General features: G+C 38.2%; 21 protein-coding genes. 3 read left to right on the top strand and 18 right to left on the bottom strand.

Features of this window, described 5'->3' with window-relative positions:
* Window positions 1–3 precede the first annotated feature (3 nt).
* From uvrC to zapA, 5 genes are all read right to left on the bottom strand, one after another.
* A complete protein-coding gene (gene uvrC, locus OZZ83_RS11840) occupies window positions 4–1,782 on the bottom strand; it encodes an excinuclease ABC subunit UvrC (protein WP_002345280.1) in 1,779 nt (592 codons plus the stop codon).
* Between the two features lie 181 nt (window positions 1,783–1,963).
* Window positions 1,964–2,278 carry a thioredoxin gene (gene trxA, locus OZZ83_RS11835; RefSeq protein ID WP_002290803.1) on the bottom strand — a complete coding sequence of 105 codons (315 nt, stop codon included), beginning with the start codon at window positions 2,276–2,278 and terminating at the stop codon, window positions 1,964–1,966.
* Window positions 2,279–2,364: 86 nt separating this feature from the next.
* Complete coding sequence (locus OZZ83_RS11830) at window positions 2,365–4,725, bottom strand: endonuclease MutS2 (protein ID WP_002316435.1); 2,361 nt, start codon at window positions 4,723–4,725, stop codon at window positions 2,365–2,367.
* 143 nt (window positions 4,726–4,868) lie between these two features.
* Complete coding sequence (locus OZZ83_RS11825; RefSeq protein WP_002313467.1) at window positions 4,869–5,417, bottom strand: CvpA family protein; 549 nt, start codon at window positions 5,415–5,417, stop codon at window positions 4,869–4,871.
* Between the two features lie 57 nt (window positions 5,418–5,474).
* Entirely contained in the window at window positions 5,475–5,912 is a 438-nt protein-coding gene (gene zapA, locus OZZ83_RS11820; protein WP_002290800.1) for a cell division protein ZapA, read from the bottom strand.
* 201 nt (window positions 5,913–6,113) lie between these two features.
* On the opposite strand from zapA, the gene rnhC reads away from it, so the two are divergent.
* Window positions 6,114–7,031: a ribonuclease HIII gene (rnhC, locus tag OZZ83_RS11815; RefSeq protein WP_325066069.1), complete on the top strand. Its 918-nt coding sequence runs from the start codon at window positions 6,114–6,116 to the stop codon at window positions 7,029–7,031.
* A 251-nt stretch (window positions 7,032–7,282) separates the two neighbouring features.
* Here the strand turns inward: rnhC and OZZ83_RS11810 are convergent, their stop codons facing one another.
* The 13 genes from OZZ83_RS11810 to OZZ83_RS11750 all read right to left on the bottom strand — a co-directional run bounded on the left by OZZ83_RS11810 (window position 7,283) and on the right by OZZ83_RS11750 (window position 23,264).
* The gene (locus OZZ83_RS11810) at window positions 7,283–8,197 is read right to left on the bottom strand and encodes an N-acetylmuramoyl-L-alanine amidase family protein (protein WP_278023366.1); all 915 of its coding nucleotides are present in this window, start codon (window positions 8,195–8,197) and stop codon (window positions 7,283–7,285) included.
* Between the two features lie 122 nt (window positions 8,198–8,319).
* On the bottom strand, window positions 8,320–10,611 hold the full coding sequence (locus OZZ83_RS11805) for a glycosyl hydrolase family 18 protein (protein ID WP_278023367.1): 2,292 nt from the start codon (window positions 10,609–10,611) through the stop codon (window positions 8,320–8,322).
* A 432-nt stretch (window positions 10,612–11,043) separates the two neighbouring features.
* Entirely contained in the window at window positions 11,044–11,622 is a 579-nt protein-coding gene (locus OZZ83_RS11800) for a TetR/AcrR family transcriptional regulator (protein WP_002308501.1), read from the bottom strand.
* A 19-nt stretch (window positions 11,623–11,641) separates the two neighbouring features.
* A complete protein-coding gene (locus tag OZZ83_RS11795; RefSeq protein ID WP_002308499.1) occupies window positions 11,642–12,310 on the bottom strand; it encodes an ABC transporter ATP-binding protein in 669 nt (222 codons plus the stop codon).
* A gap of 14 nt (window positions 12,311–12,324) precedes the next feature.
* Window positions 12,325–13,395 (bottom strand): ABC transporter permease, encoded by a 1,071-nt coding sequence (locus OZZ83_RS11790; protein ID WP_002308498.1) that lies wholly within the window; start codon window positions 13,393–13,395, stop codon window positions 12,325–12,327.
* A 196-nt stretch (window positions 13,396–13,591) separates the two neighbouring features.
* Entirely contained in the window at window positions 13,592–14,956 is a 1,365-nt protein-coding gene (locus tag OZZ83_RS11785; RefSeq protein WP_002313464.1) for an NAD(P)/FAD-dependent oxidoreductase, read from the bottom strand.
* Entirely contained in the window at window positions 14,953–16,512 is a 1,560-nt protein-coding gene (locus OZZ83_RS11780) for a helix-turn-helix domain-containing protein (protein WP_002308495.1), read from the bottom strand. Before OZZ83_RS11780 ends, OZZ83_RS11785 begins: the two co-directional genes overlap by 4 nt.
* A 55-nt stretch (window positions 16,513–16,567) precedes the next feature.
* The gene (locus OZZ83_RS11775; RefSeq protein ID WP_278023368.1) at window positions 16,568–19,048 is read right to left on the bottom strand and encodes a WxL domain-containing protein; all 2,481 of its coding nucleotides are present in this window, start codon (window positions 19,046–19,048) and stop codon (window positions 16,568–16,570) included.
* Complete coding sequence (locus OZZ83_RS11770; RefSeq protein ID WP_002308491.1) at window positions 19,032–19,367, bottom strand: hypothetical protein; 336 nt, start codon at window positions 19,365–19,367, stop codon at window positions 19,032–19,034. Before OZZ83_RS11770 ends, OZZ83_RS11775 begins: the two co-directional genes overlap by 17 nt.
* 10 nt (window positions 19,368–19,377) lie before the next feature.
* Entirely contained in the window at window positions 19,378–20,415 is a 1,038-nt protein-coding gene (locus OZZ83_RS11765) for a DUF916 and DUF3324 domain-containing protein (RefSeq protein WP_002345284.1), read from the bottom strand.
* Window positions 20,416–20,505: 90 nt separating this feature from the next.
* Window positions 20,506–21,186, bottom strand: coding sequence for a WxL domain-containing protein (locus OZZ83_RS11760; RefSeq protein WP_123856996.1), 681 nt, complete (start codon window positions 21,184–21,186; stop codon window positions 20,506–20,508).
* A 283-nt stretch (window positions 21,187–21,469) separates the two neighbouring features.
* Complete coding sequence (locus OZZ83_RS11755) at window positions 21,470–22,573, bottom strand: alpha-hydroxy-acid oxidizing protein (RefSeq protein WP_002308487.1); 1,104 nt, start codon at window positions 22,571–22,573, stop codon at window positions 21,470–21,472.
* Window positions 22,574–22,793: 220 nt separating this feature from the next.
* On the bottom strand, window positions 22,794–23,264 hold the full coding sequence (locus tag OZZ83_RS11750; RefSeq protein WP_002308485.1) for a DUF4809 family protein: 471 nt from the start codon (window positions 23,262–23,264) through the stop codon (window positions 22,794–22,796).
* A gap of 332 nt (window positions 23,265–23,596) precedes the next feature.
* Here OZZ83_RS11750 and OZZ83_RS11745 point away from each other — a divergent pair, with 332 nt between their 5' ends.
* Together OZZ83_RS11745 and OZZ83_RS11740 are read left to right on the top strand one after the other, a co-directional pair.
* On the top strand, window positions 23,597–25,237 hold the full coding sequence (locus OZZ83_RS11745) for a malolactic enzyme (protein ID WP_002308484.1): 1,641 nt from the start codon (window positions 23,597–23,599) through the stop codon (window positions 25,235–25,237).
* Between the two features lie 153 nt (window positions 25,238–25,390).
* Entirely contained in the window at window positions 25,391–26,713 is a 1,323-nt protein-coding gene (locus OZZ83_RS11740) for a 2-hydroxycarboxylate transporter family protein (RefSeq protein ID WP_002308483.1), read from the top strand.
* Window positions 26,714–26,748 lie beyond the last annotated feature (35 nt).

The following is a 26,748-nucleotide window of genomic DNA, read 5'->3' as shown; positions in this document are numbered from 1 at the left end:
TTCTCATTCCTGATGTAATTTATCAAATACGTTTTGTGCGACATTTTTCGGTAGTCCGATTTCTTGTAATTCTTCTATCGTAGCTGCTGTGATATTTTTCAATGATTTGAACTCTTTAAGCAACATTTTTTTTCGTTTCGGTCCTAGCCCTTCGATTTCATCTAATCGGGAAGCAAAACTGTTTTTACTACGCAGCTGCCGATGGAAAGTAATCGCGAATCGATGGACTTCATCTTGGACCCTCTGGAGCAAGAAAAACTCAGGTGAATTTCGCTCAAGTGGTACTACAGCCAAATCTGTACCGAATAGCAACTCATTTGTTTTATGTTTATCGTTTTTTGCCATACCAGCAATAGGAATATCGATTCCTAATTGATTTTCTAAGACATCTTTTGCTACATCGACTTGTCCTTTTCCTCCATCAATCAAGATTAAATCAGGTAAAGGCAACCCTTCACGAATCACTCGTGAATATCTGCGATAGATGACTTCTCTCATCGATGCATAATCATCCGGTCCGTTGACTGTTTTTATTTTGTATTTCCGATATTCTTTTCTTGCTGGTTTTCCATCAATGAATACGACCATCGCAGCCACAGGATTCGTCCCCATGATATTGGAGTTATCAAAAGATTCGATGCGTATTGGGGTCGGGATATTCATTGCGTTTCCTAAACGTTCAACTGCTCCGATCGTCCGCTCCTGCTTTCTAGCAATCAAATCAAATCGTTCATTCAAAGCAACTGAGGCATTCTTATTCGCCAATTCCACTAATTTTTTCTTTTCGCCTCGTTTTGGTTGTAGAACTTTCGTATCCAACAAAGCTTCTACACTTGGTTTGTCGATCGTATCAGGAATCAAGACTTCTTTAGGAATGAAATGTTCATTTTCCTGATAAAACTGGCCAATATAAGTCAAAAAATCTTCTTCTGCTTCGTTATAGAAAGGAAACATTGAAACATCTCGTTCAATTAACTTTCCTTGTCTTACAAAAAACACTTGGACACACATCCAGCCTTTATCAATCGCATAACCAAATACATCTCGATCCAGTAAATCAGTATTTGTCATTTTTTGGCGAGTCATGATTGTTTCGATAGCACGGATCTGGTCTCGGTATTCTGCAGCTTTTTCAAATTCCGTGTTTTCAGCAGCTTTTTCCATTTTCCGATGGATCTCTGACTCGATTTTTTCGTGTCCTCCGTTTAAAAAGTTTTTCACTTCATCAACGATTTTCGTATAGACTTTCGGATCTACATCGAAATAATAAGGACACAGACATTGCCCCAAATGATAGTAAAGACAAGGCTCCTTTGTCTGACTAGGTTTGCATTTTCTCAGAGGAAATAATCGGTCGAGAATCTTCTTTGTCTCATTCGCCGCACCGACATCAGGATATGGTCCAAAATACAGTGCTTTGTCTTTTAGTACTTTGCGAGTAATCACCAAACGGGGATATTTTTCATTCGTTATCTTAAGGAAAGGATAAGTTTTATCATCCTTTAACATAATATTGTATTTAGGATCATTTTTCTTTATCAGATTGATTTCTAAGAGCAATGCTTCGATATTCGATTCTGTAACGATGTATTCAAAGTCTTCAATTTCACTAACAAGCCGTTCCGTTTTCGTATTATGGCTGCCAGTAAAATATGAGCGGACGCGATTTTTCAATATTTTGGCTTTTCCGACATAAATGATCGTTCCATTTTTATCTTTCATCAAGTAACAGCCGGGCTGATCAGGAAGTAAAGCTAGTTTGTTTTTGATTCGTTCGTTCATCTGGTACTCCCCTTCATATTCAATTAAAGTTATTATAGCATGTCTGTCAAAAAAACAATCCAGCCTGACAACGTAATTATACTCAAAAAATGTTAATTTGAATAACCTTAACTCAACCGCAAAAAAACCGAGGACGGAACTGAATTCAGTCCCATCCTCAGCTTATTTTTGCTTTAAGCTTTTATAAATATTGATCGATCATTTGACGTAGTTGTTCTTTTGAATGAACACCAACAGCTTTTTCTACTACTTGACCATCTTTTTTCAACATTAATGTTGGAATACTCATGATTCCGAATTGTTGAGGAGTTTCTGGGTTTTCATCCACATCCATTTTAGCAATTCTGAATTCTTCTTCATCATATTCTTGTTCCAATTGATCCAAAATCGGTGCTTGCATACGACATGGACCACACCAAGTTGCCCAAAAATCAATTAATACAAGTCCTTTGTCTGTTTCTTCGTTAAATGTCTTATCTGTAATTACTTGTGACATATCAAAGACCTCCATTTTTAAAATCTATGACCAGTATAGCATTTCTATCCTTGGATAGCGAACCATCTGCTTACCTTTAGTAAGTTTTACTTAAATTTAACAATTGTCGCACCATTTCCGCCTTGATTTGCCGGTGCAAACTCAAAGCTTTTGACGCTCCGATGGTTTTTAAGATAATCAGTAATTCCCTTGCGAAGTGCGCCTGTTCCTTTTCCGTGGACAATAGTCACTTGAGGATAACCTGCTAGGATAGCAGAATCCAAATACTGATCTACTTCACTTAGCGCTTCCTCATAACGTTTTCCTCGAAGGTCCAATTGATTCGGCACATGACTGCTAGATTCAGAACGTACAGCATGGACAACTCGTTGTGTCGGCTCTTTTTGAGGAGCAACAGGCGTCAGTTCGTCTTCGGACACATTCATTTTTAGTATGCCGATTTCTACTTGCCACTGATTCCCGTTTTTACGTAAAAGCGTCCCTCTTTGACCGTAAGTCGTAACCAACACTTCGTCTCCCGGTTTCAATATTTTTTGTTCTTTCGCCTTCTTCAATACTTTATTTTTCTTCAAAGTTTCTTCTTGATGTAGATTTGCTAATTGGGTCTTTGCATCGATCAACTGATGCTCTTTCACATTTCCTTGCCCGATCTGCTGTTGCATTTTACGAATATCAGCAATGATTTTTTCTGCTTTTTCTTCCGCCTCTGACACGACTTCATTTGCTTTTTTCTTTGCTTTCTCTATTTCTTTTTCACGTTCTTCAAAGAAATAGCTGTAAGCTTCTTTCAAATCATGATGAAGTTCTTGTGCCTCAGAAACAAAATGTCGCATTTCCAGATATTCGGTCTCTGCCATTTTCCGGCGATTCTCTAAATCTGTGATCATTTCATTTAAATCTTGGCTCTCATCATTCATCAACTGCTTTGCTTCATTAATAACATCTGTATCAAGGCCTAATCGACTGGAGATTTCAAATGCATTGCTTCGTCCAGGCACACCAATCAGTAAACGATACGTTGGACTTAGTGTATCCACATCGAACTCCATGCTGGCATTAATCGTATTTGCCCGATTGTATCCATAAACTTTCAATTCAGGATAGTGCGTAGTTGCCATCACATAAGCAGACTTTTTACCAAGATCATCTAAGATTGCGATGGCTAGAGCAGCACCTTCTTGTGGATCTGTTCCTGCACCAAGCTCGTCAAATAGTACCAGACTTTTTTCATTGACTTTTGATAAAATATCTACAGTGTTCGTCATATGAGAAGAAAAGGTCGATAGACTTTGCTCAATCGATTGTTCGTCACCTATATCCGCAAATACTTCTTCAAAAATACCGATTTGGCTTTCTTCTCCTACAGGAATCGGCAACCCTGCTTGCCCCATCAGCTGTAACAGACCTAAAGTCTTCAACGTGATCGTTTTCCCACCTGTATTAGGTCCTGTAATGACGATGGCTTGATAGTCTTTTCCAATTGCGATGTCATTAGGAACTACTTTTTCCTGATCAATCAGCGGATGTCTTGCTTGTTTCAAGACGACATGATTGTCTTCACTGATTCCCGGCACGATGGCTTTTACTTCTTTACCAAATCGTGCTTTTGCATTCATCAGATCCATTTTACCAATCACATAAGCATTGTGGATGATTTCTTGACGATGTGGAACAAGTTCTGCAGAAAGTTCACTTAAAATACGTTGAATCTCATTTCGTTCAGCGATTTGGTATTGACGCAAACGATTATTCAAATCCACCACTTGTTTTGGTTCAATAAATAAAGTCTGTCCTGAAGCACTTTGATCGTGAACTACACCGCCAAATACACCGCGGTATTCTTGTTTGACTGGGATAACGTAGCGGTCATTTCGCATGGTGATGATTGCATCGCTCAAATATTTTGCATTCTTCCCACGGACGATTCCGTCTAACTGTTCACGAACAGCTTGTTCACTTCGACGAATGTTCTGTCTTATGATTTTTAGCTCAGGAGAAGCATCGTCGGTCACGCGTCCGTCTTCATCAATTGCTTCCTTTAAACGACGACTTAAAACAGGAATCGTGACTAGCTGATCTGCCCACATATACAAACGCGCAAATTCGATTTCACTGTCAGAAAGATCATCAATGAACCGATGCAATTCACTTGTCGTAGATAACACTCTGGAAACTTGTGCAAGCTCCACTCCATTCAAATCTGCCCCGATTTCGATCCGTTTCATATGAGGGCGGATATTTTCAAGTTTTGGTATAGGAACCCCGCCTCGCAGACGTTGTACTTTCAACCCATCCTCAGTTTCTTGAAGCCATTCTGTGATCGTTTGTTTCTCGCTCACTGGTACCAATTCTGCCAGTTCTTCTTTTCCTTGTGCAGTCACTACAAATTGTTTGACCATCTGTTTGACTTTTTCAAATTCCAATGTTTCAAGGATTCGGTTATTCATTTTATCACCTTATCTTTCACTATGAAAAAAGGGCTGTGCCGGACATACGTTGCGCAGCCTTCTTAAATAAACTACTGTGTACAAAAAACAAAACATTCTTGTAAAAGTTTTTCTAAAAAAATATTTTTCTAGCCCTATTTTCCTTAATTCAAAATATTCGTTACCCAAAGCTCATACATCTTGTTGGTAAGAAAGGGCGTTCTCTCAACGATAAGACGAGCGAAACTATGCTCGCCGAATTGGTTTTGGACCACATCTAATGGAACAAAGGCAAGTAACTGCAAAATCAAAAATATAGTAACGTAAGCCATGATTAGTGACAGGATACCTCCTGCAATCCAGTCTACCTGTTTCAAGATTGGCACATATGTCAATCCATGGACAAAGACCCCCACAAATCGGGTGATCAGCCAGCCAATCAGCAAAATGATCAGAAAAGCCGTTCCTGCATAAAAAGCTTCATCTAGGTGAAAGGCAAATACTTGATCAAAAAATGCTAACTTTGATGTCGGGGTGACAGCTGGGTATGGAATGTATAATTCCAAATGACTTGCTAATGGTTTGTAAAAATGCTGGGCAGCAATAAATGACAACACATATCCGATTGCGAATATGACTTGTAAAGCAAACCCGCGACGTGCTCCAGAAAAAAACGCAATTAGCAATAAAAATAAAATCAGCAAACTCAGCATGCTACGTTCCTTTCTCTTCTAACTTTTTTAAATTTTTCTTATTTTAATAAAAGGATCTTAATTAGAAGATTTTTGTTTGATTTGTCCTTTTCGTTTTTCATTTAAAATCTGTTGTGCTTCCACATGATTTTTAATAGTATAATCTGCTTGTCCATTTTCTTTCAGTACTTCTCGAGCTTCATTCTCGATTGCTTCCATGCGTTTTACGCGATTTTCAAGCTCTGTAAATTTGATCATTTTTTTCTTTAATTCTGCTGTTTCTTCTTCTAGTTCCAAGATTCTTTCTTGTTTCTTCAATTGATCCGAAAGCGCATTGACAGCCATCAAGATCGCTGCTTGTTCATTATCCATTTGTGGTGATAATTGTTTCAATTCTGCTAACTGCTCATTAATCAGCTTCGTTACGATATCCATATGATGCTTGGTTTCCCGTCCGATAATAGTATATGTTTGGTTGGCAATCACTGCTTTGTAGCGTGTTTTTTCGTGCGCCATACGAATCATTTCCTCCTATTTGATGAAAGTTTTATTTAGTGTACCATGAAGTTGGTTCTTTCACCGTTCTCCACAAATATTTTTCACATACTTAACTATTATATGATAAACTTTAAAAAAATGCTATGTCTCGCAACCTCTTAGAAAACGAAAAGTCAGGAGTTGCGGTATAGATTTATGTATAAAAACGAGGAGAATTTTATGAGCAACGTCATTATCAAAGCAACGAACGACCAACTTAGTCAAATGAAAGCATACTATCGCTCTTATTTGTTAAATAAACAGATTCCTTATACTATCTTTGCTGCAAAAAAAGACGGGACGACCATCACTGCTTACACATCAGGAAAAGTGATGTTCCAAGGGGCAAACGCAGAAACGGAAGCTCAGCGCTGGGGACAGGCACAGGATAAACAGGCCAAACCAGCAAGAACGGTCTCTTCTTTGCCAAAAAATATCAGTCAATTATCCGTTTTAGGCAGCGATGAAGTCGGAAATGGTAGCTATTTCGGTCCACTAACAGTATGTGCTGCTTATGTGAAACGTGATCAGCTTGCAGAATTACGTAAACTTGGTGTTCGAGATTCAAAAGAGTTAAAAGATAGCCAAATCATCCAACTTGCTGGTATCTTAAAAGAAACTATCCCTTACAAACTACTTGTCTTGCCCCCAGAAAAATACAATGAGATCCAGCCAAAATACAATGCCGTTCGGATGAAAGTCGCTTTGCATAATCAAGCAATCCATTTGCTGCTAAAAAAAATCGCACCAGAAAAACCAGAAGCGATTTTGATCGATCAGTTTACGCCAGAAGCAAATTTTAAAAAATATGCGCGTTTAGAAAAAAATCACTTGCTAGAAAAACTGTACTTCGTTACTAAAGGTGAACAATATCATTTAGCTGTTGCTGCTGCTTCTATCATCAGTCGTGCTAGCTTTTTAGAAGAGTTAGACAAAGCATCAGCTGAAGCTGGAATCACCCTTCCCTCAGGAGCTGGAACGAAATCTGATCAAATAGCGGCAAAACTATTAGAAAAAGGCGGCATGCCTATGCTTGAAAAATATGCCAAACTTCACTTTGCCAATACAGAAAAAGCGTTGAATCTACTAAAAAAATAAATGGTGTTCAAAAACTTGCATCTGCGGTAATAAGTCCAACCAAACGAAAAATAGGAGGAGCTATTTTTGTTTGGCTGTTCTTATTACTTGATGCAGGACAGCTTTTTCACAACCTCTTTCCTTAAACGGTGTTCCAGAAGTAGCTTCTTCGAAAAATAAGCCGAAATTTCACAAAAATTTGAGAAGCAAATTTCGTCAATTCCTTCTTATTTCTTGAAGCTGACCACTTCTGTCACAACCTCTTTCCTTATTTATTGCTGAAAATAGGTGGTCAATGCTTGTGTCAAACTTGCAGCGATTTGCTGCTGATAACTGTCTGTTACTAATTCCTCTAAATCACTATCATTATTCATATAACCCATCTCGATTAAAATAGAAGGTTGAAGATTTTCTCGAAGAACTTGATAGTTCCCAGTGGAGATTCCTCTTGAATCCAGAGGCAGATCAGTGAAGAAATCAGCGATTGTTTGTGCTAATGTTTCCTCTTGTCCATAGTAATAATATGTCGTGATCCCAGTTGCTTCATTCGCATATTCCGTAGAGTCTGCGTGTAAACTGATAAAGACATCTGCCTTTTTTTCTTCACTGTAGTCGCATATATCTCCAAGCTGTACTAATTCATCTGTAGTGTGGGTCAAATAAACCGTTGCTCCAGCATCCTCTAGCGCCTTTTTTACTTTTATGGCTGTACTTAATGTTATATCCTTTTCTTCTGTTTGTTCATCATTGCTTAATGCCCCAGTATCATTTCCGCCATGCCCAGGATCTAATACAATCACTGCATCAGATAACTCTTTCGGTTTTGTTTGTATATTCTTTGTGACTTTGGTTCCATCTACGAGGGCTAAATATCCAGTATAGCCATCATTAGTCTTAATCTGATAAGCATTTTTTGTTTCGGAAAGAAACTCCGTCAGTTCTCCGCCGTTTATAGTTGCTAATGGGGTCGTTAGCGAGTCATCTGTATATAGTGTACGGTCATTTTTTCCGATTTTGACTAATGTCTCTTGTTCTGTGTCATCAGATGATTTCTTTGTCTTTGTAACCGTGCTGTTCGTACTGTTGACCGTTTGTTCAACTATCTTTTTTTGACCAAAAACATCTATTCGAAAACAGATAATAATGATAATGATTGCACATACAAAAGCTCCAATTATTTTTTTCATGTTTGACTCTCACCTCGTAGATTCAGACTAAGGGGCAAAACTTAAAATCAGCTTAAGTACGCAAAAAAGGAGCTGCGACAAACATTTTGTCACAGCCCCGTGTTTTCAAATAAACAGCAAATTTAACCAATCAGTTCCCATGCGCCCCACTCATTAGAACCTGGTTCTTCTCCTTGATTCCACCACTTTGCCTGATAAACTTTCCCTTGATAAGTGACGATGTCTCCCTTGACATAAGCTTTTTCTGGATTCCATTCTTCATATCCTGGAGCAGGGTCTTCGCTTTCCGTTGTGATCGTTATCGGCAAGCTTTTCTCAGATACATTTCCAGAAGCGTCAAATGCACTGACTGTATAAGTGTACGGTGTATTTGTCTCCAAACCTGTATCTGTATATCGAGTATGAGTTGTTTGTGCTACACGCTGACCATCACGATAGATGTAATAACCTGCCACCTGATTATTGTCTGTTGATTCTTCCCAACTCAAAGTAACTTGTGTTCCTTGAATATCTGAAACAGCTAGATTTTCGGGTACAGATAGGGGCTGCGTATCGGATGGATCCGGTATCAGTTCTTTTCCATAGATGACTTGCCGATTGATTTCCGCTCCTTCATCTCCGATTCTTTGGACTAACGCAATATGGCCAATTCGATCGACTGTTGGATTTTCATCACTTGATCTTAATCTAAATTCATAAGAAGCATCTGGCTCGATATGTTTACCATCATATACAGAAGCTAAATCAATCACGACATACCCATTTTCTATCGTTACTGTTCCAGCTTTGTAATCTCCGACACTTAGACTTTCAGCTGAGTGGATTGGAATATACAGTTTAGGGAATTTGATTGTTTCTTGGGCTAATTCCACTGCACTCAATACACTAGAAGTTTCGTTAAGCTGCTCGTTGTTCTTGATAGTGATGTTATAACCATTCGCACCATATTCACTATAAGTAGAAATATCCACATCAATCGCTAACGGGGAGGAAACTATTTCTTGTTCTGACAGTTTTTCGTCACCGAATAATCCTTGTTTGATCGCATTAGTCAGCTCGTCTCTCTTACTACTGTTGGTTTCCTTATCTTGTAATTGCATCCAGGAGATTACTCCACCTAATTCATTTTCTTTTACATATTCTGCTTTGTAGCTGACAGATTTGACATTGTCATAAGTAAAGAATTCTCCTGTTGTTTTACTGTACATATAAGGTGCTTTCGCTACATCATCCCAATATTCTTTTAAGTCTGCTGTTTGATCAATCAAATCAGCGATATTCCGATAAGGCCAGACGCCGCCAGCTCTACCACCATTTCCTGAAACGAGATCGTTTTTGTTTTTGGCACCGTAAGAAGGTGTTTGATCGGCATCTTGGTTACTTGCTTTTGCTGATTGGAACAAACCAGGTAGCTCTTTGTTATCCCCGCTTTCTACCTCATGCCAGCCGCGTGTATAAAAAGCTGCACCAATCACGATTTTGTCGGAAGGAGCTCCTTCTTTTTGTAAAAATTTGACTGTCTGATCGACAGAAAGACCTTCTTCATAATTAGGATCAGCTGGATTGCCATATAGTGCCGTATGGTGAGCACTGTTGGGACTCCATGCCCCATTCAAATCATAGGTCATGATATTGGCAAAATCGACCACAGAGAATAATTTAGGAATGTCAATCCCATCATTTAATTTTTCTCTGGAAGAAGGAAGCGCTACAGATAATTCATATGTTTTCCCTAACTTTTCTCCTTGTTGATCAATTGACTCGCGAATCTCTTTTAAAAGCGTGATGTAATTCTCTTTGTCTTCCGGTTTGGCATGTGGTGTTCCTTCATCGTTTACATTATCTACTAGATCTGGCTGACGGACATCAGCTGGATATTCCCAATCGACATCGACAAAATCCATATTGGTATACTTAATAAATTTCGTGATATTTTCTACTAGATTTTTACGTTTTACTGGATCAGCTGCCACTTCTGAAAAGTCTCCTGATTTTGACCATCCGCCTAAAGATACGCCTATTTTTAGATTTTTATTTTTGCCGCGTAAATCTTGGATTGCATTCAAAATCCCAGAACTTGGTGTGTTCCATCCTACGCCAGGTTGTTCTAAAGATGCACCTACAGCAGCATCTGCATCTGTAAATGTCAGATTCCCCTCGCTATCAAAATCTAAAAAGGCAAAGTTCAAATGTGTTAGCTGATCCGCTGGAATATCTTGAGGAAGAAATTTCCCTTCACCATCCCAGATGGACCAATCTCCATAATACATGACATTCCGGTATTCTTTTGCTTGAACAACTTGAGCTGTTTCTTCGGCATAGACAGAGTCTTTTTGTCCTAATAACGGAGATGTGACAGACATCACCGATGAAAATAACATTACGGCTAAACTGATTTTTTTCATTTTTGACATATTTTGAAACCTCCTTTTGTCTATTCGTTATGATTCATCCACCAAATAAATAGTTTCTTTCATTCTACAAATAATTAATTATTTGTGTTATTAAATAAAAACACCTCCTAGATCACCGACAGAACAAACGCACCAGAAACATTGACTTTATAATTACAACTAAATAGTAACATTCTGGAATTCTGTTTGCAAACGTTTTCTTTTATATTGTTTACGTTATTTATAAGTAAACAAAAACTACTTTTTGGTTAAATCCCTTTTGATAACGATTCAATTAGAATGAAATAATAAATAAAATATCCCTTGATAATTATGAGAGAATAACAAAGTTTTATACATGAAAACCTAGCCGTATAAAAAAGAAACAAGATACAACGATTTTCGTCATATCTTGTTTCTTTACCTAACTATTTTTCTCCACATATAACAGCTTTATGTTTGTCCTAATACACCATTCAAATATAAATCAATCAATTGTTCCACATTCAACGGTTCTTCTACAGGTCTTTTTGATCGAGTGATGTACGGTGCCAACACTAAGAAAAAATGCCTTGCTGCAATTTCTTTGGAAATCCCACTTCTTAACACGGATTGGTTTGTTGAAAAAATTTCTTCAAATGGTTCACGATAATTTTTCTTCCATAGAAAGAAAAGATAATCTCTCGTTTCATTGGAAAGATTGCTTTCAAGGTCGTGAAGCATCAGAAATAAATCAACAAGATGCGTCTCAATCAAAAATTGAGCCATTTTTGTCAACATCACTTGAAATGTCGTTTCGCTTGTTTGGACGATTTCTCTCAACGCTTTCCCAACATCTTCTAAGTGCTTTTCTAATACTGCTGTATATAACTTTTCTTTATCACTAAAATAGTGATAAAGATTGGGCTGGGTGATCCCAACTTTTTGTGCGATCTCTCTTGTTGAAGTACCAAGATAGCCCTTGGACATGAACAAGTCAGTCGCTTCTTTTAAAATTTTTTGTTGCGTGTCTTTATTGTATCGATGGACCATTTTTCCACCTACTTTTTGGTTATTCTTTTTCTTTCAATACACCATCTTCCATCATAAATATTCTATCGCATTTGTCAATCAACCGTGTGTCGTGCGTCACCATGATTGTTGCTTTATTTTTTTCTTTTGATTCTTTTGCCAAAATATCGACTACTTCTCTTGCCTTTTCTGAATCCAAACTGGCAGTTGGTTCATCTGCTAGAATAATAGACGGATCATTGTACAATGCACGAGCAATTGCCACCCTTTGTCTTTCACCACCAGATAGTTCTTCTGGATACTTGTTGATTAGCTTATCTACGCCAAGCTGCTCAAATAATTCTTTTGCTTCTTTTTGCCGACGTTCATGTTTGATTTTATCTACTAATAATAACTGCTTTTTTACTGTCAGAAAAGGAACCAGATTTGATGCTTGCAAGATAAAACCAATTTCTTTGAAGCGGAGTTTAACACGTTCGCTTTCTTTTTGATTACTGAATTCCTGATCATTGATAAATACAGATCCGCTGCTAGGTGTCTGCAATCCACCTGCTAAAGTCAAAAAGGTACTTTTTCCTGATCCCGAAGGACCGATGATTGCAACAAATTCCCCCTTATCGATACTCATTGTTGTTTCTTTCAATGCTTTTACTACTTGGTCGCCATCTTGGAAACTTTTTTCTACTTCTTTAAATTCTATTGCTTTCATGTTCTTCCTCCTTCTTATCCAATGGCCTTCAGCGGATCGATTTTCACGATCGTCCGAACAGAAAATAGTGCGCCTAACACAGCCACTACCAACATCAACAAGCTAATGACGCCAAAAAATAGCCAATTGCTTTGGAATGGAACCGCATCAGGTAGAACAAGAGATGTTCCCACTGTTCCCACTAGACCAAGAAGAATACCAACAAAGGATAAAATGAATGTTTGTGCCACTACAGAGCGTGCAATAAATCCTCCCGTGATTCCTTGGGCTTTCATTACACCAAAGATATTGATTTTTTGCATCGTCAGTACATAAATAAAAATCCCGATCACGATAGCCGCAATAACAATCAAAAAGCCAATCATAAACCCAAAAGTCAATACTTGTGCATTGTATCCAGGTAATTCATTGATGAATTTAGAAATTTTGATCTGTTCCAAGTCTTCAGGTAAATCGTTGATTTTTCCTCTGACAACTATTGCATTGATCCGTGCATTCTCACTTGTGTCTTCTTTTTCGAAGCGGATTTGTTGGTAAGCATTGATGGTCGTATAAAGAACCGGTGAAACATTAAACTTGGCATGATCCGTAAAACCAGTTAGTTTAAACGTCTTATCACTACCAGATAACTTAACCGTATCTCCTACGGCTAGACCATATTCTTCCTTCAGGCTAATATCGCCTATTGCCTCATCATCGTTATTAAAAGCTTTTCCTTCAACAAGATTCGGCATGATGAACTGATCTTTATCGATACCAAAGAAGCTAACATTGATTTTTCCTTCTTCTGTACTGTCTTTACTAGTCACGACTCCTGGAGTTTGGGCAAGATAGGCCACTTTTCCACCTTCGACTTCTTCTGCGGTCTTCTTAGTAATCATGGACATCCCTAGATTTGAATTTGCATCTTTCGATAGAACGATCGAATCTGCCTCCCACTTGTCAACCGCCGTTCGATTGTCTTGAGCTAAGCCATAAGCTAACCCGGTCAAAAAAAATACCAAGTAGGCGATTAAAAACATCACCCCTGCAACTAATGCGTAACGTAACTTTGAATGCATAATTTCATTTAATGCTAAAAACATTTAATTCCTCCTCTTGAAATAATTATTTTATACAATAATTTTATCACTTGATAAATTTTTGGCGAATATTATGCTCAAAATACATTTTCGCTTTTTTATTATCTCTCCTTATGATGTCTAAACGCTTTTTAGTTAGTATTTTCAGTTTTTTTATTATAAAAATAGCATTTCACATAATAAAAGACCGTGATGTTTCTCACGGTCTTTTTTCTACTCTATTGCGATTGGCTCTCTTAGCTAGTACTTTAAAAGCTAACTCATTGAGATAGTGAAAACGTGGGGTATATTCAGCCAAAAATCCAAAGTTTTCAACTGCTAACTGTGGAATCGTGTTTTTTTGTTTCACGATATCAGCAAGCAAGTTCAAATCTGATAATAAAAATTCTTTGCTTATCAGCTGTCCACCAATGATTTCTAATGTATCTGGATGATAGATCAGCTTTGCATTTACTGTTTTATTTTCTTCATAGTATTGTGGAAATAGGTCAAACTCTCCTGAACAAGAACAGGCACTTTGTTCCAAAAATGGTGCTTCGTCTTCTGTCAACCCAACAGTTCCTAAAAAGTGGTCGGTAATGACCGTTGCTGTTATTTTTTGTTTGAGATCATAAGCAGTCGGCTGCTCGCACAAAGTCAACGCTACCGCTCTCGCCATATGTACAGCTCGAGTAACTAAGGGCAAAAAGAGATGCCGTTCTTTTTTGTCAAAACTGACTGGAACGATATCGCCAATCGCATAGATATCCGAATCACTTGTCTGCAGGTATTCATTGACCATCACAGTGTCGTCCTCATACAATGCCACTTTGTCTTTTAACAATGACGTATTTGGACAAGTTTGAGCAGAAAAAATGACGATATCTGCCTTCAGTGTTTGAGACAAAAGTTGTACGGATACTACTTCTTCTCCTGATTTTTTCCAATCAATCAAAAATTCATTTGGATGAAAGTTGATTTGCTTGGTTTTCAGCTGATTTTGAAAACTGCCAATCATATCTTTATCGAAATATCTTGATAAAACATTCGGCATGTAATCAACTAAATGAATCATATGTCCCTTATTTCTCAAAGCATCTGCTAATTCTAACCCAATATAACCAGCACCAAAAATCACTACTTCTTTTGCTTCTTTCAAAGCGGCAAGTACTTGTTTAGATTGCACTAGATTTTTATAGGTGTAGACATTTTCAGCTTCAATTTGTTTATATAAAGTGGCAAGAGATGAACCTGTTGCCACGATTAGTTTATCATAGGTTAGGGTTTCTTTTTTTCCTTCCTCAGAAGTGAGGATGAGCTGATGCTTGTCTGGATCAAGTTCAGTTACTCTCCATTCGGTGATCAGTTTTGCACCACTTGCTTGAAGAGTCCGCTCGTTGTTTGCAGCTTCAGCTAAACTATGTATCTTTCCTTTTAAATAAAGATTGATCCCATTTGAAACATAGCCTAATCCATCTTTGTGATTTTCATCGATCAACAGAACTTCTGCCTCCGGTTGAAGTTTGCGTATATTTAGGGCAGCGGTGATGCCTGCATGGGAAGCACCAATGATCACGATTTTCATGTTTTATTCATCCTTAAATTCAATTTTTCTAAATAGCATTCTTTTAAAAATTGGTTCAAATAGGGAAAATCATAGTTAAATTCATTACTCGTAAATACAAAAACTTTAGCGGACTTCTGTGACGGGTATTCTTTCAATTGGCTAGTCAAAATAACATCATATTGCTTGTCTTTCTCGTATTCGACTAAATCATATTTGATCGTATTCAACAACTGTTCTTGAATGATTTCTTTCACGATATCCGCCATTAGCCTTTCGTACGGAAGATCATAAGCAATTTGCAAACGCAATTCCAATTGCTTGATTAGCGTTCGTAAAATAGATGCATAGCGAGCAAATAATTCAAAACGGGCATTTTCCTCGTCTGCTTCAGTAAAATCCACAATAGCAAATGTTTGTCTGACCAGCCTTTCACATAAAACAAGGAATTGTTTATCTTCTACTTCAGTTAACCGTTGTTTCAATCCTTCTTGACCAAAAATATTCATCCATCCTCTAAAATAGGCAAAATGAGCGTGATTTTGCATCACTGTTAACGCAATCTTTTGCGAAATCTCTTCTGGAAAAACATAGAAAGAAAAATATTCTTCTATCGATTGTTTAAACGTTCGATTCAATTGAGCCACTACGTCATCTTTGTATTTTTCGCTTATCAAAAATTCCTGAACATGTGAATTGTGTGTATCTAATGTAAAGTTACTGATCATGAAAAGATAAAAAACCAACGTTTCGTTTTGGTCCCAAGGAAAAGCATATTGAAAGAAATAACGGGTCAAAAATGTATGAAGCTCCAATAAAAATTGTGTCGTTTGAAACAATCCAACAGGAAGATTACTATAATCTGGTTTGGCTTTTTTCGTACAGCGCATCCGTTTCTTCATAATGGAAAGCCATATTTCAAATTTCAGTCGTCCTTCTTCTGTAATGGCGAAACTGAACTCTTTTTGTAGCAGATCTAAAAAAGTGTTTCCTGATAAATCGCTGTATTCTTTTTTATTTTCAAGGTAGGGGCGACCAAACCAAAATAATTGAAAATAGAAATAGCGGATTTGATTTTCTGGGCCAGTCAAACGCCCGCTTTTTATTTTCAAATGAAACTCTTTTAAAGAATCATTTAATTCCTTCACTCTACGCGACAAAGTAGCCGAACTGATATTAAGTTCCATAACAAGTTTCTGCCGATCAAATGAGCCATATTCTAACAGATAAAGAAGGATTTGATATTTTGTAGAATAGCGCAAATAGCAATGATAATAAACATCGATAGCTGCTATATTGCCATGTCTGATCAATAAAATGTATCCTTCTTGGATAACGATTTCCAGTTGTTCGATGTTTTCTAAACTAGCTTGTAAATAAAATAAATCTTCTTTCAAGGTAGACCGATCGATTGATAAGCGGGCTAGTACGTTATTAACAGAGATCTCTCCTTTTTCCTCTAATAAAAGTTGAAAAAGTTTGATTTGCCGTTGTTCATTTTTTTCAAGCAAACTGAAAAGTTCCAAGTCCACTCCTCCAAGCATTTCTGATTTTAACAGCAGAAGTTTCCTTCTCATCCTTGAAAAAGAGGATCTGCGACAGTTGTCACAGATCCATACAAATTCTGATCACTTAGCTGATTGGCCCAGCTGACAGTTCCCATGTGATCGTGCCTTGATACCTTACGCCAGGTTGAGCGTTCGTACTGCTATTTACCTCTAAGAGTAAACCATCGGTATCGGGAAAGTCAACGAGAACCTCTCCTTTAGCTGTGCCATCACTTTGATAAATCATCGTGTTTTGTCCTTGTTGGATCAATTGCTTTGATCCAGCATGATTAAAGTACAATTTTGTTCCGCTTAATTCTTGACCTTGATCATTCTTAAATGAAGAAGTCAATGTACCTGTCAGTTGCCAAGGAGACGTGCTTGGAAGCCGAGTATCCCGTACATCAAAAGAAAAATCGCCTTTTGCTTCATAATAACTTGTCTTCAACGGTTTGGGGAGATCGTTGCCAAATGTAAAATCATCTGGTACATCAACTAATGTCAATTCTTGTTTGGGGACAAGAATTGTTTTGGAAGATGTTTGGACAACTGGATTAGGAAGCTTAACACCATCTGCTAATGTAATATTGCTAGAAAGTACAGCTGCCTTTGTCGATATGCTGACAGATTGCACAGAAGTATCTACAGTATTTAATTGATAGTTGTAAGTAAGATGAATAGTATCGCCGACTTTGCTCAATAAATCTGCTGGGACATATACTCCTTGTTGAACGCCGGTATCTGCGACAGTTGTACCATTTAATTTTAAGGTACCATTGATATAAGTAGTATTTTCTGGAAGTGAGATCGTGATTTTTTTGTCGGTGATCGCATCCCCAGATTTTGTCAACGTGAATGTCACATTTTCTTGTATCGTATCCCCTGATAGTGCAAATAATGGGGTTTCTTCATCCGGTTGTCTGCTAAGATTTTTTAGCTGGCTGTTTGCACTCACTGATGGAAAATTAGCCACTGTTATTTGGGGTAGAGTGGTGATTCCCGCTTGCTCAGACTGCCATTTGTACGCAAAAGAAGGATACAGGTTAGTAAGCACATCGTCCACCAAGCGATAACCAAAATAATATTGCCCTGAAGCCAGTGCAGGTAGTGTAGAAGTAGCTGTAGTTGTGCCGCCATTATTTGATGAGATTGTTTGGAAAAGTTGATCTGTCCATCCTGCCGCTAGTTTTTGGGTCCCTTTCGAATAAAGCCTGTAATGGATCGACCCCGTTTTTAATTCAGTTGCTGACCAATTGGCCGTGACTTGGTACGGCGCAGGAGAAAGGAGCTTTCCCCACTGACTATCGGCTGTTAAGTTTGTTGGTAAAACCGTACCGTCTAGCTTGTACTGCTCCAATACCTTTAAAGCAACGGGAGAAAGCAATCCACCTTGCGCATCTTTCCCACTATATACAATATTGGTTGACTGATTCAATCCACTTGTGCTTGCTGGAGTATGAGTCAGCGCTGCTCCTTGTGTGACGTTTTTTCCTGTAAAATAATTGACTACACGATCAAAGCGAGTAGATGGTAGTTGATCAAAACGTCCTTCAGTCAACCCCATCGTTAGTGTTCGATTATTGGTTGAGCCTGGAAGGTTCTGGTTATTCCCATCCACGTATTCTGTAGTATCAGCAAATGTATTATATTTTCCTGTTGAATCACTTGGTGAAATGTAACTATTCCACGTATTTATCTCTGCACTTGCAGAAAATGCATACGCTCCTGGATTCAATTTTCCACCAGTTAATTTAGGATAAAATCTACCTACAGCTGGAGCTAAGATCGAATTGAACATACGATCTTGGATAATATTATTCGAGTCATAAAAATCAACAGAAAAAATAGCTTTTTTAGATATAGAAGGTTGTAATTTACCCTTGGTCAAAATTTTGTTTGGACTCGTATCATATTTATCTCCGTTTTCTGTCATCTTCGCGACATTAGCTGTAATATCAAATTGAAGCGGGACATCGTCAACATTGAACTCGCCTCGCGTAATAATAGCGATGATATCTGGCAGGAGAGTATTTGTATCCCACGAACCCATCCCGAAACGTAAGGTATGGCTTCCTGCTGATAATAAACTCCCGCTAGTAACCTTGATGGGGGCACCGGCAATATACAAGTAGGCGTTGTTCCAGTCAATTGCTTTTAATACATCACTGCTTGATACATGTTCCGGTAAATTGATGATTGCAACGAAGGCAAAACCTTGTGCAGTGATATTCACCAAATCAAGTACATTTGTTAGTTTCACATGACTTTCCCAATGAAAACGGACCGTGCCACCTTTCCAAGGATCATTTGAACCATCGTTTAAATAAGTAGCAGTCAATTTAGGCAACTGGTTAGCCCCAGTTAGTTGGACAAGCTTCCCGCCATTCACTGCACTACGTCCACCATTTGGAGGTACGATGTTTTCGTATGTGGACGGATCATAAGAAATGGTAGGAGGCGTTGCTCCAACAGCTTCTGCCGAAGGTGAAAAGATAAATATACTTAAAACAAAAAGCGAAGTAAAAAAGAAGGAGCGAAAAAATGTAAATTTATTTTGTAACAACATGTTCATCCTCCTTTTCCTTTCTTCTCCATAACAACAACCACGCAAGAAGCCATAATTCTATACCAATAATCAAATAAAGAACACGGATCCTTTGTTCATTCGTCTCTGGGAATACGCCATGTTGATTAGCTTCTTTATAAATCGATGGCTGTGTCTGTTGTTTTGAGGCGCCATTGACTGAACCACTTGGATGAGGAACTGGACTTAGATCATAAAATGTAATCGTGCCTGAACTTTTGGTATCTGCTTGGACTGGCTCTTGCCAGCTGAAGAACAGCAAACTTGCAATAATCCCTCCTAATAAGATTGATGTTTTCAACGAAATCACCTCATCGTATTGTTTCTCCTTTTTTCTTTTTCTTGTGGAACCACAAAAACAGCAAAATCAACAGTAACACTAGAACTGCAACAACCAATCCTACATAAAGCCATGGGAAAGATTGTTCTTGTACTTCAAAAACGGAATTTTCATTTACTTTCTGTGCTTTTTCTTTTTTGATCGTAAAGTTTTGTGTAAATCGCCATTCATTACTGTCACCTGATTTTGCTATGATTTCTGCGCGGTAATCACCGGCTTTTGCTTTATCACCAGCTAAATCAAGATTCAAGTGAAAATTCGAATTTGGTGCAACTAAAAATGCATTAGACGTATTTTCAATATAAAGCTGATTTTCATAATAGATCTTGCTCGTAAATATCAAATTACTGATAATCGTAGGCTGAGGATTTTGGAAACGAAGCTGGACAGTGGGCTTTGCATTGACCTCGTTCAAATCTCCTGATAAAAGTTTCAGATCCGGTTCTATCGTCTCTTGACTTTCTTGTAAAACGACTGCGAGATTATAAGCAATACGATTTTTGATTTGTGCTCCTTCTGTAGCATTTTCTGCTTCAGCTTCTTCTTTAGGTGAAACATGAATACCCGCTAATACACGTCCCTTAAAGCTTTTAGCTGGGATTTTTACTTCTACAGGTACAGTTGTTTCAGCATGCGCTGGTACATTGACTTCCTTTTTCGCAACGATCAAAACGTCACGGACATCAAACGGCAAAGTCCCATCTAGCGTTGGATTTTTTTGACTATAATCGATCGTTCCACCATCACTCGTTACCGCCGGATTAACAGAGACCTCAAATGTTCGTTCTTGATCTGAAGAATTGCTGATAATTACTTCCAGTGTCTGATTTTGTTCCGGTGCCACTAATAAATCAAAATAACCGATTGCTTTATCTATTTGATTCTCTGGAAATACCGGTTTGATCCCAAAGTCTCCTGCTGAATCCTCTGCTTGACTGATTGACGGAAAAATGAAAAATAGACTTAAAATAGAAAAAAACGAAACAAACAGTCGTTTACTTTGATTCATTGTCCACCACATCCTTTCAACAACAACTGCGGTAAAAAGATTCTTCATCCATAGTATTTTCACCGCAGTTTGTTGAATTTATTTCATATTCTATGCTACTGGGCCAGCCACGAGGTTCCAAGTCAAATCAGCCGTGAATGTTCCAGCTGCTGCTTTAGGCACTTTCAGCGTGATATTTGCTGGATCATAAACAGAAAGCCATGTTCCCAGACCTTGGTCTTTTGCTGCTGTAAATATTGGTGTCGCTGCACTTGCTTTACTTAATCCAGTCACAGCTTGACTAGTTGGTGCAGTGGCTTCGTTATCTGAGGTACTTTTCACAGTGGATGTCCCAAAATCCAATTCAGCCCCTTGCAAAACTTGTGAACCGTTTACAAAATCTGAAACCGAAACTGTCACGTTCCATCCTTGCGCTTGCCCGTCTGCACCTACACCTCGACGATCTGATACTTGAAGATAAGGTGTATCATTTTTTGAAGCGTCTATTTGATATGTTTTTGTTCCGCTTTCAATCTCGTGTGTACCAAACGGCAATTCGGGCACTACATCCAGTGTTAAAGGACCTGTCTGGCCAGTTCCTGGATTTTCCGGATCTGCCGGCTCTACTGGTTTAGAAGGATCAGTAGGATCAAGGGGTACGACAGTATTTGTTGGCTCAGTAAAGGTAATATCTCCTTTTGAAGTTGCTTGACCTTCAGCAAAAGCTGGGGTTGCCAAGCCGCCTAGAAGAAGTGTTGAAAGTAATAATGTCCCAATCACGTTCTTTTTCATAATAAATCACTCCTTTTTCTTAGTGACCTAAGTATAGTAGAGACAGCATGCAAAAAATCCTCATGAATTCATCCGCTTACTTGAAATTCTGACCCTTTTTGTATAAAAGAGAAAAAAGCAATAAAATCGTTTACATGAATATTCTTATTTTTTTATTAAGTATGAAAAAACATTTCAATTTTCTTTTTTTCATTTCAACTTATTCTATTAATGCTTCTCTGACCCATATAAATAGGAGTACGGCATCAACTGCCGCACTCCTATTGTTTTCGTCATTTGTATCTTAAATAAAACGATTCTCACGCAATTTTATTTTTTTGATATCTTCTACTGTTTGCGTTCCAGCTAATTGCATGACCATTTCCAATTCTGTTTTAAAGAAATCAAACACTTGACGGACTCCTGTGCTTCCTCCTAAAGACAATCCATAAATAACGGGTCTGCCAATAGCAACAAGATCTGCACCTGATGCGATTGCTTTGAAAACATGCTGTCCGCGTCGTACACCGCTGTCAAACACGATTGGTACACGTTTATCTACTGCTTCTGCCACATATTGCAACGAATCAAACGCTGCAGGACCACCATCTAGTTGACGGCCACCATGATTAGATACCCAGATTCCGCCAGCACCAGATTCTAATGAACGATAGACATCTTCTTCTGACTGGACACCTTTCACATAGACTGGCAAATCAGAATGAGCAGCAATAAATTCTACATCTTTTGGACTAAGCTTCTGTTTAGAAGATTTGTACACAGCATCCATCGTTTGGCCTACTCCTGATTGATAAGCCTGAACGATCGGCATTGGCAGTGGGAAGGTAAACCCATTTCTGCGGTCTGTTTCACGGTTTCCGCCAACTGTTGCATCCGCTGTCAATACGATTGCTTTTGCTCCATTGCGTTTGGCCACTTCAAGAATATCCAAATTGATTCCATCATCTTTACTCATATAAAATTGAAACCATTGCGGTGCTTTCTCCCCGCCTGCTTCTCTTATTTCTTCTAAAGTACAAGAAGCGTAAGAACTTGCTGTATAGATCGTCCCAAAATCTGCTACACCTTTTGCAGAAGCTTTCTCCGCCTTCACATGAGCTAAGCCATGAGCAGCAACTGGTGCCATGATGATTGGTGCAGTCAGCGTTTCTTCGTCAAAATGTGTAGTTGTATCGGGTAATTCTACATCTCTTAATATATGAGGAATAATCAGCTGATGATTGAATGCCCGTTCATTTTCTTGATAAGTAAATAAGTCGCCAGCACCACTGCTGATGTAACCATAACCACCAGCCGGAATCACTTGTGAAGCCGCTATTTCTAAATCTTCCATATTGATAAAATCCACTATTCCTTCATTTGTACCTGCTTGATACGTTTTTTCCATTTCAATGCCTTCCCTCTATAAAAAATTGAATGAACAATATGATAGCGTTTACACATTTTATATTACTCTTCCGTATTGATACAGGCAAATAATCTGTTTACATTTCAATCATTCCAGTTGTACTACTCTGAAAGAAATGTTTAGAACACAAATAGATAAAAAACGATGGGACTTTGACAAAAGTCGTGTCAAAGTCCCTTTTACGAAATACTGTGGATGCCTATTGAAATAAGTGCGGGTTGTTTCTTTGTGTTTCAATCGTTTCTTGCCATTCTTCGTTTAATTTTGGATTACCGTTTTCTTCCTTGAACGCATAAGGTCCCAATCCAAAAAGCTCAGTTAGTATTTGATTCACGATTTCATATAGCTCGGTGTGATTGGACACATGATTATTGAAAATCATCTCATTATCACCACGTTTAAATCTCACATTCGGGCTCTCATGATGAACCTCTATGCAGTTTTCCCCTTTTTTTAACTGACGGACTTCTGAAAACATCTCATAAATATCTTCTCCAATAAAACCTTCAGCAAGCGCCAGACTGTCCACAAGACCGCCTACTGTCAACTCAGAGATTATCGCTTTGTTGGAACCAAGCTTTAATGTATAGCTTGTTGCTTCTACTACGCCGCATGCATTGCAACCGCCTTCTGATAGTTCACTTTTTCTGATCAATTGAACTTCTTTCATTTTCTGTTCCTCCTCTTAGTTTTCTACTTATGTATTTTTTATCACCTGACGTAAGTGAACTTTATCGTCACGATCACGTGATTTATTCTTCAGAGATTCTATTTATCTATCTAACATATCTTTTAATCTTCTACTTTTCTTTCTTTAGCATATAAGAGATACGCATAGTAATCAAGCAAGGATTGTTGATATAAAAAGAACAAATACCGCTATTTTAATTTCTTTTGACTCTATTACTCATATAAATAAAATTTATTATACCTGCTCTTTTTGACTATATCCTCATCTGACTCCTATACTTCGTTTGTATTAAAACTTAGGAGGAATCATTCATGCTTACAGGGTTAAACTTATTAAATAATCCTTTTCTAAATAAAGGAACAGCTTTTACAAAAGAAGAACGGGCAAAATACGGAATCACTGGTATGCTTCCAAGTACTGTCCAAACATTGGAACAACAATCTGTCCAAGCTTACGGTCAATACTTAAGCAAACAGACCGATTTGGAAAAACGTATCTTCTTAATGAATCTATTCAATACGAACCGGACATTGTTTTATAAATTGATGGGCGAACATTTAGTTGAATTCATGCCTGTCGTTTATGATCCTGTCGTTGCGGATTCAATCGAACAATACAACGAAATTTTCTTGAAACCACAAGATGCTGCATTTCTTTCAATCGACGAACCAGAAAACATCAAAGCAAGTTTGAAAAACGCAGCAGATGGACGCGACATTCGTTTGATCGTTGTGACAGATGCAGAAGGAATCTTAGGTATGGGTGACTGGGGTGTGAACGGTGTTGACATCGCTATCGGTAAATTGATGGTCTATACTGCTGCGGCTGGTATCAATCCTGCACAGGTCTTACCTGTATCGATCGACGCTGGTACTAATAACGAAGAATTATTGAATAATCCATTATACTTAGGGAATCGTCATGCTCGTGTAGAAGGCGAAACTTACTACGAATTCATCGATCAATTCGTTCAATCAGCTACTGAATTATTCCCAGAATTGTTATTACATTGGGAAGATTTTGGACGAGGAAATGCTGCAACGATCTTAGAAAAATACGAAGATAAAATCACTACTTTCAATGATGATATCCAAGGCACAGGAATCGTTGTACTAGCTGGTGTATTAGGTGGATTGAATATATCAGGTGAGCAATTGAAAGATCAAACAATCTTGACATTTGGTGCTGGTACTGCTGGTGTAGGTATCGCAAACATCCTTTTAGATGAAATGATCCGTCAAGGTGTACCTGAAGAAGAAGCACGCCAACATTTCTATCAAGTAGATAAACAAGGTTTATTGTTTGAAGATACAAAAGGATTGACTCCTGGTCAAATCCCATTCGCTCGTAAACGCTCAGAATTCACTAATGCTGATGAATTGACAAACTTAGAAGCAGTTGTAAAAGAAATCCATCCAACGATCATGATTGGTACTTCTACCCAACCTGGAGCATTCACTGAAGAAATCGTGAAAGAAATGGCGGCTCATACCCCACGTCCAATCATCATGCCTTTGTCTAATCCAACAAAATTGGCAGAAGCAAAAGCAAAAGATTTGATTGAATGGACGGACGGAAAAGCTTTAGTTGGAACTGGTATCCCTGCTGCTGATGTGGAATATAACGGTGTAACTTACCAAATCGGTCAAGCAAATAATGCGTTGATGTACCCAGGATTAGGGCTTGGTTTGATTGCTTCAACAGCTACACGAGTAAATGCTGAAATCATTTCTCAAGCTAGTCGAGCATTAGGCGGAATCGTTGATGTAACAAAACCAGGAGCAGCTATCTTGCCTCCAGTAGCAAAAATCACTGAATTCTCTCAAACGATTGCTGAAACTGTCGCAAAATCAGTTGTTGCACAAAAATTGAATCGTGAAGAAATTACGGATATCAAAGAAGCAGTTGAATCTGCTAAATGGGTTCCTGAATATAAATCTTTAGAAGATTAAGATTGTTATAGTAAAAGAACATACAGAAACTTTGTATGACGTCTAAAAAGAAAAAAGCGACTGCGGCAAAAGAGCAGCCAGCCAACTACTGCTCTTTTGCCGCTTCTCTTTGGCTTTTTTCATACAATACAGAATAAGAAAGGATCTGTAAAAATGGCACAAAAAACAACAACTGCAACTGCAGTTGAGGAAAAGAAAAAAGAAGGATTTTGGTCAACAAAAATTACCGGCGTAAGTTTGCCCCTTTATTTGATCATGGTCCTTGTCCTAATCATTGCAATGGCTTTAGGAAAATTACCGACGAATATGATTGGCCCAATCGCTGTTTTGGTCATTTTCGGTAATTTATTTCATTTTATCGGGACAAAAATCCCTATCGTCAAAAGTTATTTAGGTGGTGGCTCCGTCTTTGCGATCTTTGCCTCTGCTGCAATCGCTACATTTGGGATCTTACCTGAGTATGTAGTGAAATCCACAGAAAACTTTGTCAGCAATATGGGCTTTTTAGACTTTTATATTGCTGCCTTGATTACTGGTAGCATCCTCGGTATGAACCGTAATCTATTGATGAAAGCTTCTGTTCGTTTTATTCCTGTTGCACTTATTTCAATGGTCGTCTCCTTTTTTGCCGTAGGACTCGTAGGTATGCTTATCGGAAATGGTTTTGCAAATTCCGTTTTATATATCTCATTGCCCGCAATGGCTGGTGGTGTTGGAGCCGGAGCTGTACCTTTATCAACAATTTATGCAAATGTTTTAGGTACGGACGCTTCTTCTATCATTTCCCGCCTGATTCCTGCGACAGCAATGACAAATGTCCTAGCTATCATTGGTGCAGCGTTAGTTGCTCGTGCGGGACAATCAATGCCAAAATTCAACGGTAATGGTAAATTAATGGAAAAAGGCGACCTTGGCGATGGAAAACCTAGAAATGTAAAACCTTCCATTCCACAATTAGGTGTTGGTCTGATGGTATCATTGACTTTCTTCATCTTAGGACAAATCGGTAACTATTTTGTTCCTAAAGTCCATGCGTACGCATTCATGATCATTATCGTTGTTATCTGCAAAATCGCAAACCTATTACCAGAATATTACGAAGATGCAGCTATCATGTTCAACAACTTGATTGTCAAAAACTTGACAGCAGCTGTTCTTGCCGGTATCGGTATTGCGTTATTAAATCTGAATGTATTGGCTTCTGCTTTGACATGGCAATTTGTTGTCTTATGTTTGACAAGTGTTATCGCGATTTCAGTGGTATCAGGATTTGTCGGTCGTTTGTTTGGTTTATATCCAATCGAATCAACTATTACTGCTGGCTTATGCAACAACTCGATGGGTGGTACAGGAAATGTAGCTGTCTTATCTGCAGCTAATCGGATGGAACTTATTGCTTTTGCTCAAATGGGCAATCGGCTTGGTGGTGCCATCGTTTTGATCATCTCAGGTTTCTTGATGCAATTACTTTCTTAGTCAAAAAAATACCTGATCATCAAGTATCGGCTTGA

This window comes from Enterococcus sp. E5-162 (genome assembly GCF_035725965.1).
In the GTDB taxonomy this organism is placed as follows: domain Bacteria; phylum Bacillota; class Bacilli; order Lactobacillales; family Enterococcaceae; genus Enterococcus_B; species Enterococcus_B lactis.
Note: the sequence above shows the minus strand (reverse complement) of the source record. Positions and strands in the feature narration are given on the sequence as shown.

Coding starts and splice junctions, on each gene's coding strand:
- trxA (WP_002290803.1), bottom strand. CDS start 2,278: ATGTCACAAGTAATTACAGATAAGACATTTAACGAAGAAACAGACAAA.
- OZZ83_RS11765 (WP_002345284.1), bottom strand. CDS start 20,415: ATGAATCAAAGTAAACGACTGTTTGTTTCGTTTTTTTCTATTTTAAGT.
- OZZ83_RS11760 (WP_123856996.1), bottom strand. CDS start 21,186: ATGAAAAAGAACGTGATTGGGACATTATTACTTTCAACACTTCTTCTA.
- OZZ83_RS11810 (WP_278023366.1), bottom strand. CDS start 8,197: ATGAAAAAAATAATTGGAGCTTTTGTATGTGCAATCATTATCATTATT.
- OZZ83_RS11785 (WP_002313464.1), bottom strand. CDS start 14,956: ATGAAAATCGTGATCATTGGTGCTTCCCATGCAGGCATCACCGCTGCC.
- OZZ83_RS11825 (WP_002313467.1), bottom strand. CDS start 5,417: ATGCTGAGTTTGCTGATTTTATTTTTATTGCTAATTGCGTTTTTTTCT.
- OZZ83_RS11790 (WP_002308498.1), bottom strand. CDS start 13,395: ATGTTTTTAGCATTAAATGAAATTATGCATTCAAAGTTACGTTACGCA.
- OZZ83_RS11795 (WP_002308499.1), bottom strand. CDS start 12,310: ATGAAAGCAATAGAATTTAAAGAAGTAGAAAAAAGTTTCCAAGATGGC.
- OZZ83_RS11800 (WP_002308501.1), bottom strand. CDS start 11,622: ATGGTCCATCGATACAATAAAGACACGCAACAAAAAATTTTAAAAGAA.
- zapA (WP_002290800.1), bottom strand. CDS start 5,912: ATGGCGCACGAAAAAACACGCTACAAAGCAGTGATTGCCAACCAAACA.
- OZZ83_RS11805 (WP_278023367.1), bottom strand. CDS start 10,611: ATGTCAAAAATGAAAAAAATCAGTTTAGCCGTAATGTTATTTTCATCG.
- OZZ83_RS11780 (WP_002308495.1), bottom strand. CDS start 16,512: ATGAGAAGGAAACTTCTGCTGTTAAAATCAGAAATGCTTGGAGGAGTG.
- OZZ83_RS11775 (WP_278023368.1), bottom strand. CDS start 19,048: ATGTTGTTACAAAATAAATTTACATTTTTTCGCTCCTTCTTTTTTACT.
- OZZ83_RS11830 (WP_002316435.1), bottom strand. CDS start 4,725: ATGAATAACCGAATCCTTGAAACATTGGAATTTGAAAAAGTCAAACAG.
- rnhC (WP_325066069.1), top strand. CDS start 6,114: ATGAGCAACGTCATTATCAAAGCAACGAACGACCAACTTAGTCAAATG.
- OZZ83_RS11750 (WP_002308485.1), bottom strand. CDS start 23,264: ATGAAAGAAGTTCAATTGATCAGAAAAAGTGAACTATCAGAAGGCGGT.
- OZZ83_RS11755 (WP_002308487.1), bottom strand. CDS start 22,573: ATGGAAAAAACGTATCAAGCAGGTACAAATGAAGGAATAGTGGATTTT.
- uvrC (WP_002345280.1), bottom strand. CDS start 1,782: ATGAACGAACGAATCAAAAACAAACTAGCTTTACTTCCTGATCAGCCC.
- OZZ83_RS11745 (WP_002308484.1), top strand. CDS start 23,597: ATGCTTACAGGGTTAAACTTATTAAATAATCCTTTTCTAAATAAAGGA.
- OZZ83_RS11740 (WP_002308483.1), top strand. CDS start 25,391: ATGGCACAAAAAACAACAACTGCAACTGCAGTTGAGGAAAAGAAAAAA.